Origin of the sequence: Novacetimonas cocois, assembly GCF_003311635.1 — a bacterium.
GTDB lineage: Bacteria > Pseudomonadota > Alphaproteobacteria > Acetobacterales > Acetobacteraceae > Novacetimonas > Novacetimonas cocois.
The window spans coordinates 30,483-41,955 of sequence record NZ_QEXL01000002.1; the positions used below are offsets into that span (position 1 = coordinate 30,483).

Annotated in this window: 13 protein-coding genes; 2 read left to right on the forward strand and 11 right to left on the reverse strand. The window is 64.6% G+C overall.

Annotation, left to right across the window (positions count from 1 at the left end):
* Positions 1-37 precede the first annotated feature (37 nt).
* The 10 genes from NJLHNGOC_RS01850 to NJLHNGOC_RS16560 all read right to left on the reverse strand — a co-directional run bounded on the left by NJLHNGOC_RS01850 (position 38) and on the right by NJLHNGOC_RS16560 (position 9,286).
* The gene (locus NJLHNGOC_RS01850) at positions 38-940 is read right to left on the reverse strand and encodes a hypothetical protein (protein ID WP_113594846.1); all 903 of its coding nucleotides are present in this window, start codon (positions 938-940) and stop codon (positions 38-40) included.
* Positions 940-1,896, reverse strand: coding sequence for an MlaD family protein (locus tag NJLHNGOC_RS01855; RefSeq protein ID WP_113594847.1), 957 nt, complete (start codon positions 1,894-1,896; stop codon positions 940-942). Before NJLHNGOC_RS01855 ends, NJLHNGOC_RS01850 begins: the two co-directional genes overlap by 1 nt.
* Entirely contained in the window at positions 1,896-2,591 is a 696-nt protein-coding gene (locus NJLHNGOC_RS01860) for an ABC transporter ATP-binding protein (RefSeq protein WP_113594848.1), read from the reverse strand. Before NJLHNGOC_RS01860 ends, NJLHNGOC_RS01855 begins: the two co-directional genes overlap by 1 nt.
* 2 nt (positions 2,592-2,593) lie before the next feature.
* Complete coding sequence (locus NJLHNGOC_RS01865) at positions 2,594-3,514, reverse strand: MlaE family ABC transporter permease (protein WP_113594849.1); 921 nt, start codon at positions 3,512-3,514, stop codon at positions 2,594-2,596.
* Positions 3,511-5,856 carry an adenylate/guanylate cyclase domain-containing protein gene (locus NJLHNGOC_RS01870; protein ID WP_113594850.1) on the reverse strand — a complete coding sequence of 782 codons (2,346 nt, stop codon included), beginning with the start codon at positions 5,854-5,856 and terminating at the stop codon, positions 3,511-3,513. Before NJLHNGOC_RS01870 ends, NJLHNGOC_RS01865 begins: the two co-directional genes overlap by 4 nt.
* Positions 5,857-6,006: 150 nt before the next feature.
* Complete coding sequence (gene dnaQ / locus NJLHNGOC_RS01875) at positions 6,007-6,687, reverse strand: DNA polymerase III subunit epsilon (protein WP_110527324.1); 681 nt, start codon at positions 6,685-6,687, stop codon at positions 6,007-6,009.
* On the reverse strand, positions 6,684-7,292 hold the full coding sequence (coaE, locus tag NJLHNGOC_RS01880) for a dephospho-CoA kinase (protein ID WP_113594851.1): 609 nt from the start codon (positions 7,290-7,292) through the stop codon (positions 6,684-6,686). The genes dnaQ and coaE overlap by 4 nt, the downstream gene beginning before the upstream one ends.
* 63 nt (positions 7,293-7,355) lie before the next feature.
* The gene (locus NJLHNGOC_RS01885; RefSeq protein ID WP_239021264.1) at positions 7,356-8,258 is read right to left on the reverse strand and encodes a shikimate dehydrogenase; all 903 of its coding nucleotides are present in this window, start codon (positions 8,256-8,258) and stop codon (positions 7,356-7,358) included.
* Positions 8,255-9,052, reverse strand: coding sequence for an N-formylglutamate amidohydrolase (locus NJLHNGOC_RS01890; RefSeq protein ID WP_113594853.1), 798 nt, complete (start codon positions 9,050-9,052; stop codon positions 8,255-8,257). Before NJLHNGOC_RS01890 ends, NJLHNGOC_RS01885 begins: the two co-directional genes overlap by 4 nt.
* A gap of 99 nt (positions 9,053-9,151) precedes the next feature.
* On the reverse strand, positions 9,152-9,286 hold the full coding sequence (locus tag NJLHNGOC_RS16560; RefSeq protein WP_275399374.1) for a hypothetical protein: 135 nt from the start codon (positions 9,284-9,286) through the stop codon (positions 9,152-9,154).
* 6 nt (positions 9,287-9,292) lie between these two features.
* Here NJLHNGOC_RS16560 and argH point away from each other — a divergent pair, with 6 nt between their 5' ends.
* Both argH and NJLHNGOC_RS01900 read left to right on the forward strand, forming a co-directional pair.
* Complete coding sequence (argH, locus tag NJLHNGOC_RS01895) at positions 9,293-10,756, forward strand: argininosuccinate lyase (protein ID WP_113594854.1); 1,464 nt, start codon at positions 9,293-9,295, stop codon at positions 10,754-10,756.
* Positions 10,753-10,959: a hypothetical protein gene (locus NJLHNGOC_RS01900; RefSeq protein ID WP_113594855.1), complete on the forward strand. Its 207-nt coding sequence runs from the start codon at positions 10,753-10,755 to the stop codon at positions 10,957-10,959. The genes argH and NJLHNGOC_RS01900 overlap by 4 nt, the downstream gene beginning before the upstream one ends.
* Positions 10,960-10,974: 15 nt before the next feature.
* Here the strand turns inward: NJLHNGOC_RS01900 and NJLHNGOC_RS01905 are convergent, their stop codons facing one another.
* On the reverse strand, positions 10,975-11,397 hold the full coding sequence (locus tag NJLHNGOC_RS01905) for a cytidine deaminase (RefSeq protein WP_113594856.1): 423 nt from the start codon (positions 11,395-11,397) through the stop codon (positions 10,975-10,977).
* Positions 11,398-11,473: the final 76 nt, after the last annotated feature.

The following is an 11,473-nucleotide window of genomic DNA, read 5'->3' on the forward strand; positions in this document are numbered from 1 at the left end:
GGTTCCGGCCCGTCACGAAACGGGCCGGTCCCATCCCTTATTTTTTGGCAGTGGTTTTTGTCGCGCCCGTGCTGTCCGCATCAGGTGTTGCGAACGGGTCGGGCATGCTGGCGGAACCTGCCAGCTTGCGCCACGTATCGGCGTTCTGCGTGTCGCCCTCTTTCTGCGCGCTCTGGCTGGCGCGCATGTACAGGTCGGCTGCCTGCGCCGCATTGCCAAGGCGGCTTGCGGCACGCGCCGCAACACTCAGCCCCCGCGCCATGTCACGATATTCAACATGCGTCTGCCGTGCGGAAACCGCCTGCATCGCGTCCTGATACGCGCTCTGGGCGTCGCCCCCATCCACCAGAAGCTGGCGCGCCGCGATTTCCTGCCCATCCGCCAGCATCGCCCAGCCTGATGTCCTGGGCAGCTTGGCGAAATAGGACGCGACACTGTCAAGGGTCGTCCTGTCGCCACGGGCATCGGCAATGATGCCTGCCAGAAGCTGCGCCTTTTCCACAATGACGGGATCGCTGGCGCTGGAGGCCGCACTTGCGCTGGTTGCGGCCTCGTCAAGGCGGCCGAGCCGGTAAAGGGCGCCCGCCTGAACAAGGTCAAGCCCGGTATCATCCGTTTTCGCGCCGCGCACCGACAGCGCCGCACGCGTGGAGGCAATGGTGGACAGCGCGTCCTGCATCCGGTTTTCATCCAGCTGCACGACGGCAAGGTTATAGCCGGCATCCCCGATGGCGGTCACGTCATCACGCGCCAGCGCCCGCACGCCCGCCGCGCGATACTGCCCCTCCGCCACCGACAGGCGGTCCATATCCACCGCGTCGCGCCCGGTATCCATGTCCTGCGACAGGGTGCCATCGGTCGGGGCCTGCACGCTGGAGCCCCCCCCGCAACCGGCCAGCAGGACCAAGAGTGCCGCTGACGCCAGATAGCCCGCCCGCATCACGGCTGCACCTTCTGCGGCGACAGTCGCCCATGAGTCTTGGTCGGCGTGCCGTGACCACCCAGTATCCATAGTCCACGCAGCTGATCCACCAGCTGCTGCAGGCTGTGCGCGGTCGACTGCGCCTGCACCAGAAGGACCGGCAGCTGCTGGCTGGTTTCGTTCAGGTTCTTCGTGATGCCCGGCAGCTGGGGCGAGGCAGCGCGCAGGTCGCCCGTTGCTTTCTGTACATTGGCCATGCTGGCATCGGCCTTCTTCATGACTTCGGACAGCTGCCCTTCGATCGGGGTCAGCTGAGAGATCGTGGCGTTCAGGGTGGTGATCGCCCCTTCCGCCTGACGGATCAGTTCATCATTCGTCATCAGGCGGCCAATCGATCCCTTGCCCGCATGCATGTCGGAAATCGTGGCATCCATCGTCGCCATCATGTGCTGGGCATTGTCCAGCACCGGCATGATGCGCGCGCGGATATCGGCAAAGGTCTGGGTGATCGTATCTGCCGGATTGGGCGCGTTGGTGGCGTTCAGGACGGCATAGCTCCAGTTCAGCTTCTCCCCCGTGCCGCGGGAGATATCGATGTAGCTTGCGCCCGCCACCACGAACTGCCGCCGGATTACCGCCGTGCTGTCGCGACGGATATAGGGTTCGATGTCGGGATCGACTTCGGCAATCGCATACATCCCGCCCGACGGATTGATCCGCACGCGGCGCACCGTGCCGGCATGGATGCCCATGACCTCCAGGTTATCGCCGACCGACAGGCCACCCACCCCATTTTCCGGCAGAACGATCCGCAGCTTTCCCGCCGGCGTCAGCCAGTTGCGCAGGACGCCCGCCTCCAGCACCGCGCCAAACAGGATCAGCAGCGAAAAGAGGACAAGAACACCAACCCATTCATCCGCATAGCGGACACGGACAAGCTGACGGATTCCATAGGATTGTTGTTTCTGTGCCATTATATCACCCGCATGGGGAAAAGACCTTCGTCGAGAAGGCGCATATGAATGTTCACCGCCTTGCGATAGACGCTCCATGATGAGGTATGCCGCGTCAGCCACACCACGCCGCATCCCCGGTCACGCGCCGCGGTCAGCGCCTCGAGAAACGGCAGCACCATTTCCGATGGCAGCATATCGGATATGTCCTCCAGAACAAGGAGGTCAGGCCGCCCCATGAAGGCACGCACACAGGCCGCGCGCGCCAGATCGGCGGTGGACAGGCGATCGGGCGTACTGATCGGCAGGCCGGGAAAACCGAAGGCTTCCCCCAGCTGCGTTGCGTTGGCGACCACGTCCTCGAAACTGTCGGTGGTGTGATACAGCTGCTGCATCATGATGTTGATATGGGTGCCTAGCATGTTCACCCATCCCCCCGCGCGCGGGATGCGGCCGATCCGGCCACGCAGGGCATTGAGCTGCCGGTCCGCAAGGGTGTTCCATTCCAGCCCCATGAAACGGCACGTCCCCTGCGACAGGGACACCATGCCCGAACACAGGTCGGCGAACATCGCGGCACGGCCGGAATCACGACATTCGATAATCGCGCAGTCGCCAGGCATCAGCCGGAAATCATACGGGGCGGGCATCAGGCCCGTTTCCTCGAACGAGGGGACAACCTCGCGCATTTCCAGAAGGGGTGCGTTTGCCACCATTGTCAGAAATCCAGCATGAACAGGATGTTGACCACCATGATGAGCATGATGCCACGGGCGAAACCACGCGGCATCAATGTCGCGATCGTATCATTGCTGCTGACAGTCAGGCCGGAAATGCACGAGCCCAGCCCGACGAAGAACCCGACCAGCAGGAATTTGAGGGGAATGATAAGGTAATCCCACGTTGTCATCGCCCCCAGCACGTTGAAGAAGAAGGTCCAGACGGACGACGTGATGGCGCCATTCGCATGCGCAACGACAAATCCCATCAGCAGCGAGACCAGCGCGAAGATCATCCCGAGCGCGAAACCGCCCAGCGTAAAGGCAAACGTCCGCGGCATCACCAGCGTAAGGAACGGATCGAGCCCGCGTGCCTGAAGCGCCCGGACCTCCCCATTGAGGACCATCAGCCCGATTTCCGTAAGCGACAGCATGCCGCTGCGGCCAAGCAGGATGATCCCCACCAGGATGGGCGTGATTTCACGCACCAGCACGGATACAAGGATGGACCCCGTCATCTGCGCCATGCCGGCAAAACCCAGCCAGTACGCGGCCTGCGACACGACCATCAGTCCCGCCAGCGTTGCGGTGACGACCGTGCTGATCAGCCCGCCGCTGAGGACCTGCCGCAGACAGACGCGGAATTCATGGACAACCGGCCTGCGCCACGAATTGGGGCGCATGCTTTCGCGGAAGGTGCCCCACCCCGCGCCGATCAGCATCAGGGTAAAGCGCACCTGATGCCGCGCGAACCGGCCTATCGCCGCAAGCCACGGCGCGACGCGCACCATCAGCCGCACAAGCGGCGGGGCCTCCTGCGTGGAAGTGACGACGGTACCGGCCGGCGCGGCCTCCTCCGGCGGAGGCGCGGCGGGCGGACCCGCCGGCACATCTTTCGTAGGGGGATCGTTCTGGGTCATCGCCGTCCGGCCAGCACGTAGGTACGTGTCAGTCCAAGCCCCGGAACGAAGAAGCGTCCGCGTTCACGGAACAGGAACGACTGACGCAGGCTGAGATACATCTCTTCCGTCACCTGGATGGTGCCCGCATCCGGCGCGCCCTGCGCCATCAGCTCGGCCATGCCCATCGCGTCGCCCCACAGGTTGAACACCCGCGGGTTCTGCCCCAGCAGGCCGCCAAAGACCGGACCGACATCGATGCCGATGCGGAAGATGGGGTCCAGATCGGCCTTCGCCAGCATCGACATCGTCACTTCGCGCATCGACAGGGCCGCATTGGCGATCCGTTGCGGTGCCGTCTTGTCCGGCACCTTGGAACATCCGGCCACGCATACCAGCCGATGGCCCAGCATGCGGATGGAATACAGCCCGTAATGTTCCGCGATCTGCTGAAGCTGCTGCGACATTTCATCGATCAGCTTCAGGTTTTCCGACGGATCGTTCTGCGCCGTCAGGATCATGTCGGACAGGCTGATGACCATGATCGCCACGGCGGGATAGAAACCATCCATCTGGCTGGGGTCCGTCTCCGGTGCCTTGGCGCCTTCCACCTGCAGCGAACCCGGGGGCAGAAGGAAGCCCTGGCTTGGATCCGGCGCCTCTTCCTGCACCCGTTCATTGTCAGCCAGTTCGGCGCGCGCCGCTTCGACCGCGGAATAATGCTGGGCGGAAAAGCGGGTCGCCGCGATGCCGGCAATCATGTCAACGAAATGCGTGACCGTCTGTGCCTGTGGCGCGTCCTCCAGCGTGATAACCCCGACCGGGCCATTCGCGCCGAGGATGGGGCCAAGGAACAGGCTGTGGCTTCCCATCGAACGCATGTAGAGGCGATAGAAATTGGCGGTGCGCTGGTCCTGCGACGCATCGGCCGCCAGCAGGGAGTCCCCGTGGGAAACCGCGTCGAAGAATGTCTTCAGTTCACTGGTGGAAAGTTCGAAGCCACCGGAATGGGCGTCCTGCTGACGGTCATAGGAATCGATGCACATCAGCGTGGCGCCGTCATGCAGGATGCGCCAGATCCCCGCGCGACGCGCCTGCGACAGGTCAGCCAGGCTTTCCGTCAGGATCAGTGCATCATCGGACGGATTGAACAGTTCGGGATAGGACGCAACCGTCTGCAGCGAATGGCTTTCATAGCTGGAAATCGCGCGGAAGCGTTCGAGCTGGTGCTGGACATGCTCGGTCTTGCGTCCCTGCCTGAACAGCAGCACCGCGAGGAGGGAGGACATGACCACGACCAGGAAGGCAAAGAACAGGTTCTGCCGGCCGTCCGCCTTGGCGAACTGGGCAAAGTCGCTTTCCGGCGCGACAAGCATCAGGACCCAGTTCTGCGATGCCAGCGGCACCGGGGACAGCATCGTGATATAGTTCTGCCCACCCGCCTTGATGGCGCGCGTGCCATAGCTGTGGACACGGTATTCGTCGAACGCCTTGCTCATGACGGGATAGTATTTGGGATCGAGAAGCATCTTTTCCGGATCGCCATGGGCGGCGATCTCGATTTCATGCATCTTGTGCCCGGCAAGCACGTGTCCCGTCTGGTCCAGCAGGATGCCGTGCCCGCTCTGCCCGATTTTCAGCGCGTCGAGGAAATCCGTCAGGTGGCTGAGCGACATGTTGATGGCATAGACATAGGTCTTGCCATTCGCGGTGGTGTAGGGCATCCCCGCCGAAATCGCCATCTGCTTGGTGACTTCGACGATATAGGGCGATGTCCACACCATCTTTCCGGCCTTGACCGCCTGCTGGTACCATACATGCAGGCGCGGGTCGTAACCGTTGGCCTTTGTCTTCTCCTCCCGGAGGAGCTTTCCCTGATCGTCAAGGATGTGGTGGATGAACACCGCGTCCGGCGTTCCCTTGTTCTGCAGGGTGATCTGCTCCAGCCCCTTGCCGTCGGGACCGCGCTGGACAAGGCTGAAATTGCCGTCGCTGTCGGCAAGGTAATAGGACTGGATCTGCGGCACGTTGCGCAGCATGCTGCCGCTGTAGCCATAGAAGATCTTGTCTTCCACCGACGGATTGCCATGCTGGAGCATGTCGCGGGCAATCACCGCGCCGGCGGAGGCTGGCGCCAGGAAATTCGTGACTTCGTTACTGACATATTCCTGCTGGCTCTGCAGCAGGCTGCGCGTCAGGCTGAGCGCACCATTGCGGACCGTGCGATAGGAATGCCAGCCGACGCCGGCGATGACCGCAATGACCATCAGCACCCCGGCGACCGGGATGCCGACATGGATGATGAAGCGCCTGAACTGGTCGGAAGGGGCAACCGAGGGATCGACAATCTCGTCCGGGGACAATGCTCTCTTCCTGTCTTTACAATAACCTGACGTTATACAGGGACGATCCTAGATCATGCGGCCACATACGGCCACACCCCCCTGCGCATGAAAGCGATGCCGACCGGACAACGCAAACACACTGTCATCACATATAAATGAAAAAACCCTTCAGGCCAGCCATAATGGCTCCGTCAGGCCCTCCACGAATTTCTCGTGCGCGGCAAGCTCCGCCGGGCCGGGCGTCACGCGCACCGTCACATGCCCGGCGGGACGGACATAGCCATAGGTCGCGGTGGGCGTTCCCCCTTCTTCCACCGACAGGCCCAGCCCGCGCTGCCTTCCCCCGCTGAGTTCGATATAGACTTCCGCCAGCAGCTTGCAGTCCAGCAGGGCGTTATGGGTGGTGCGCGCCGACAGGTCGATGGAGAACCGGCGACACAGCGCGTCAAGGCTGTTGGGCATGCCGGGAAACCGCGCGCGCGCGATCTGCAGCGTATCGACCATGCGATCCATCGACAGTTCCGGCAGGCCCGCGCGTTTCAGCTCGGCATTGAGAAAGCCGAAGTCAAACGCGGCATTGTGCGCGATCAACGCGTCGTCGCCGATGAACTCGAGGAACTGCGCGGCGATTTCGGCGAATTTCGGCTTCCCCTCCAGATCGGCGCGGGTAAAGCCGTGCACGCGCGACGCTTCTTCCGGCACATCGCGTTCGGGATCGATCAGGACATGGAAATTGCGCCCGCTCGGCAGGTCCCCGATCAGTTCCAACGCCGCGATTTCGATCACGCGGTCGCCCGTCTGCGGATCGAGGCCGGTCGTTTCGGTATCAAACAGGATGGAACGCTTCATGTCATGCTCCTTGTCCGTGCATTGCGCAACGACGCCACCAGCGCGCGCACCTGCCGCCATGCCTGCCGACGCGAAAGCCCCGTCCTGATGACATGATCGGCGCGGCGGCGACGCTGCGGGTCCTTCATCTGCCGCGCGATGATGGCATTCACCTGCATCCGGTCCATGCGCCCGCGCGCCAGAACACGCCGACGCTGCACCCCGACCGGCGCGCTGACGGCCAGAACCCGGTCACACAGCCGGTCCATGCCCGCTTCATACAGCAGGGGAATGTCCAGCACCGCCAGGGCGCATCCGGCACGTCGCGCGGCCCGCAGGAAGGCGATGCATTCATCATGCACCATCGGATGGATGATGCCCTCCAGCTTCCGAAACAGGGCGGGATCGGCGATCACGGCCTGCCGCAGGACGGAACGCTGCAGCTTTCCATCCCGGACCGATCCGGGCACCAGACGCGAAATCGCGGGCAGGGCGCGACCACCGGGCGCCTGCAGTTCATGGACAACGGCATCGGCGTCAAAGATCCGCGCGCCCTGCCCGCGCAGCATGGCCGCCACCGTGGTCTTGCCCATGCCGATACCACCGGTCAGACCCAGAATCAGCATATCGGCTTCATCAGCATGTCGGCCCCATCATCGCGGCGGGATGTCCATGACCGGCGTGCTCCCTCAGCGTCCCTGCCCCCGCAGGTCGGCATCCAGCAGCGCCTCCACCTCCGGCCCGATGACGGGATCGGTACCAAACCACTTGCAAAAGCCCAGGCGCGCCTGATGGATCAGCATCCCCAGCCCATCTACGCAGCGCAGGCCATGCGCCGCCGCATCGCGCAGCAGGGGCGTCTGGCGCGGGACATAGACGATATCACATACCACCAGCGCGGGATCGGCCGCCGCCAGATCGAGGGGAAAGTCGCCCGGCGGCCCGCCCTCCATCCCAAGGGACGTCGTATTCACCAGCATGTCGCAGCGCGACAGTACCGTCGCCATGTCATCCCACGCCACGACCTCCACCGCCGGGGCCGCGTCCTCGCGCAGCGCGCGGGCCAGTTCCTCCGCCCGCGCGGGGGTCCGGTTGGCAAGGACCACCGCAACGCCACGATCCAGCAGGCTTGCGGCAATGGCGCGGGCCGCGCCGCCCGCGCCCAGCAGCAGTGCGCGACCGTCCTTCACCGCGATGCCATGTGCCTGCACATTCGCGACAAAGCCCTCGCCATCGGTCGAAAATCCCTCGATCATGCCGTCGCTGGCGAAAACCAGCGTATTGACCGAACCCGACCGCCGCGCCGAACGGTCAAGCCGGTCGACAATCCGGAATGCAGCTTCCTTGTGCGGGATGGTGACGTTGGTCCCGCGGAATCCGGCCGCCTGCAGGCCACGCACGGCGGTCTCAAAGGCGCCCGGCCGCACCGGCAGGGGAACATAGGCGCCATCGATGCCATATTGCGCCAGCCAGAAATTATGCATCAGGGGCGAGCGTGAATGCGCGACAGGCCAGCCAATGACCCCCGCCAGCGCCGTTGCGCCGCCGATCCTCCGTGGCGCGGGCACGCCCGCTGCGCTTTTCATGGTCATGCGCCCATTCCCTCCCATGCCTGCGGCAGGATGCGGGCAAGACGCTCCGCCCATTCACGCTGCCCGCCTTCGGTCGCGATCAGGTCCTGACGCACCTCCAGCTCCAGATAGGCAAGGCCGCGTCCCTCCGCATGGGTGGGGATGGTGTAGTCGCTGATATCGGTCAGGGCATAGGGTTCGTTGCTACCGATGACCAGCCCCTCCTCCGCCGCCAGCAGGTCGCGCACCCGCAGGCCGAAACCGGGATTGCGGTTATGCAGGACCCCGGCGTGCCACGGGCGGCTGATCCCGTTCATCCGGGGGGTAAAGCTGTGTAATGCGACCATGACAACCGGCTGCCCCGCGCCACGGCGCGCCGACAGTTCGGCCGCGATCCTGTTGTGGTAGGGGTGAAAGATCTCCTCCACCCGCGCGCCTTCGTGCTCGACCGTCAGGTCGTGGTTGCCCGGCACCGGGGTCCCGTCGCTTTCCCTAACGATGGAGGTCGGGTGCCCCGGCGCGCGGTTGCAGTCGATCACCAGCCGCGAATAGGCCTGTTCGATCAGCCTGCTGCCAAGGCGTTCCGCCAGCATGCGCCCCATTGCGGCCACGCCGACATCCCATGCGATATGACGTTCCCAGTCATCGGGCGGAACGCCGAGATCCCCCAGCGCGCGCGGCACGGCGCGGCCGGCATGATCGCTGACGAACAGGAACGGCGAATCGGTCCTGCGCCTGTCGGGCGCAGTGGCGGCGGGATCGAATTCAACCACCGGCGACGGATCCCCATCCCCCAGAAGGCGCGTCATGTTCATGGCGGTCCCGAAAACTCCTGTCCGTGATCTGCGTGATGGGCCAGACCCTACCGGCCACGACGCCCGAACGAAAGGGGGCGCGCGCGATCTGTTTTCCCCTCAGGCGCCGATTTCGCGCCATGATGGCGCGACGGGCGCAAGGTCGCGATTGCACAGCCCGCCCCCCGTCATTAGGGTGCGTCGGTCGCGCCGGGGCGTAGCATCCGGACGGGTCGGAACAGATGGCTGGGGCATGACGAGATGGCTGCAAACAAGAAAAACGGAACCAACACGCATCAGGCAGGCGCCCCGTCGAATGCCCAGTGGGGGGGCCGTTTCGCCGGGGGGCCTGCGGCCATCATGCAGGACATCAATGCCTCCATCGGGTTTGATAAGGCATTGTGGCGTCAGGACATTGCCGGGTCGCTGGCGCATGCGGCCATGCTGGCGAAGACCGGCATCATCAGCGCCGGGGACGAGGCGCAGATCCGCAAGGGCCTGACGGACATCGCGGCGGAGATCGAGGCCGGCACCTTTGATTTCAGCACGGCCCTCGAAGATATTCACATGAATATCGAGGCCCGCCTGTCCGAACGTATTGGCGAGGCGGGCAAGCGCCTGCATACCGCGCGTTCACGCAATGACCAGGTCGCCACCGATTTCCGCCTGTGGGTGCGCGACGCCATCGACGGTCTGGATGCGCAGGTTACGGCACTGCTCAACACCCTGTGCACCCGCGCGCTAGAACATGCCGCGACCCCCATGCCCGGCTTCACGCACCTCCAGACCGCGCAGCCCGTAACCTTCGGCCATCACCTGCTGGCCTATGTCGAAATGCTGGCCCGCGATCGCGGGCGCCTGTCGGATGCGCGGCGCAGGCTCAATGAATCGCCACTGGGCGCGGCCGCGCTGGCGGGCACGTCCTTTCCCATCGACCGCGACATGACGGCCCGCGCCCTCGGCTTTGACCGCCCGACGGCCAATTCCCTCGATTCCGTGTCCGACCGGGATTTCGCGCTGGAATATCTTTCCGCCCTGTCGATCATGGCGATGCACCTGTCGCGACTGGCCGAGGAGATCGTGATCTGGTGTTCCGCGCCGTTCTCCTTCATCCGCCTGTCGGACGCGTTCACCACCGGATCGTCCATCATGCCGCAGAAGCGCAATCCCGACGCGGCCGAACTGATCCGCGCCAAGGGGGGACGCATCACCGGCGCGCTGGTCGGGCTGCTGATGGTGATGAAGGGGCTGCCGCTGGCCTATGCCAAGGACATGCAAGAAGACAAGGAGCCCGTATTCGCCGCGACCGACGCGGCCGCCCTGTCGCTTGCGGCGATGGATGGCATGATCCGCGACCTCAGCGTCAATGCGCAGCAGATGCGCGCCTATGCCGGGGCGGGCTTTTCCACCGCGACGGACCTGGCCGACTGGCTGGTGCGCGTCCTGAAGCTGCCGTTCCGCACGGCCCATCACGTCACGGGACGTCTGGTCGGCAAGGCGGAGGCACGCGGGATCGACCTGTCGCAGCTCAGCCTGGAGGACATGCAGGCGGAGGAAGCGGGCATTACGAAGGAGATCTTCGATGTCCTGACGGTCGATGCCTCCCTTGCCTCGCGCACGAGCTTTGGCGGCACCGCGCCGGACAACGTGCGCGCGCAGGCCACGCGCTGGCTTGAGGCGCTGTCATCCACAACGCCCCGGAGCGCGGAAGGAGAAAAAGCATGATCCCCCACAACGCCACGACGCGTCATGACGGCCCTGCCCGCAGGCGCGCGCGGGGACGCATCGCATGGATCATGACCTGCGTCATCGGCCTTGGCCTGGTGGGCAGCGTCCTGAGCGCCTGCGGGCGAATCGGACCGCCGCAGCCCCCCGGACCGCGTTCCAAATTCACCTACAACCGCACCTATCCCGCGCCGGACCGCTGATCCGGCGCGCACCTGCTACAGGTTTTCGGGGCCGAACGCGTCGGGCAGGAGATCGGCGAGGGAGCGCCGCGCCAGCATGTTGCCATCCGCGTCGACCATGCCGATGGCGACGGAGGCGGCGGCGAATTCACGGATTTTCTGCCGACAGCCCCCACACGGGAAACAGGGCTGCGGACCACCGCCGCATACGATGACGCGACGCAGCCCGCGTCCCCCCGCCGCCACCATGGCCGCGATGGCCCCGGCCTCAGCACAGGTTCCTTCGGGATAGGCCGCGTTTTCCACGTTGCAGCCGGCGAAGATGCGTCCGCTTTCATCCTCCACCGCCGCCCCCACCGCGAATCCGGAATAGGGCGCATAGGCATTGCCACGCGCCGCGACCGCCGCCTGGATCAGGCATGCGTCGCGATATGCATCCTGCCGTTCCCCGTCTTCCATGACCGCCACCCCGTTCCTGAACCGTGCGACATGCTATGTCGCGCAACACCATGAATATAAGCCACAAGCACCTTGG

Coding starts and splice junctions, on each gene's coding strand:
- NJLHNGOC_RS01890 (WP_113594853.1), bottom strand. CDS start 9,052: ATGAACATGACGCGCCTTCTGGGGGATGGGGATCCGTCGCCGGTGGTT.
- NJLHNGOC_RS01900 (WP_113594855.1), top strand. CDS start 10,753: ATGATCCCCCACAACGCCACGACGCGTCATGACGGCCCTGCCCGCAGG.
- NJLHNGOC_RS01865 (WP_113594849.1), bottom strand. CDS start 3,514: ATGACCCAGAACGATCCCCCTACGAAAGATGTGCCGGCGGGTCCGCCC.
- argH (WP_113594854.1), top strand. CDS start 9,293: ATGGCTGCAAACAAGAAAAACGGAACCAACACGCATCAGGCAGGCGCC.
- NJLHNGOC_RS01885 (WP_239021264.1), bottom strand. CDS start 8,258: ATGACCATGAAAAGCGCAGCGGGCGTGCCCGCGCCACGGAGGATCGGC.
- NJLHNGOC_RS16560 (WP_275399374.1), bottom strand. CDS start 9,286: ATGCCCCAGCCATCTGTTCCGACCCGTCCGGATGCTACGCCCCGGCGC.
- NJLHNGOC_RS01855 (WP_113594847.1), bottom strand. CDS start 1,896: ATGGCACAGAAACAACAATCCTATGGAATCCGTCAGCTTGTCCGTGTC.
- NJLHNGOC_RS01860 (WP_113594848.1), bottom strand. CDS start 2,591: ATGGTGGCAAACGCACCCCTTCTGGAAATGCGCGAGGTTGTCCCCTCG.
- NJLHNGOC_RS01905 (WP_113594856.1), bottom strand. CDS start 11,397: ATGGAAGACGGGGAACGGCAGGATGCATATCGCGACGCATGCCTGATC.
- NJLHNGOC_RS01850 (WP_113594846.1), bottom strand. CDS start 940: ATGCGGGCGGGCTATCTGGCGTCAGCGGCACTCTTGGTCCTGCTGGCC.
- dnaQ (WP_110527324.1), bottom strand. CDS start 6,687: ATGAAGCGTTCCATCCTGTTTGATACCGAAACGACCGGCCTCGATCCG.
- coaE (WP_113594851.1), bottom strand. CDS start 7,292: ATGCTGATTCTGGGTCTGACCGGTGGTATCGGCATGGGCAAGACCACG.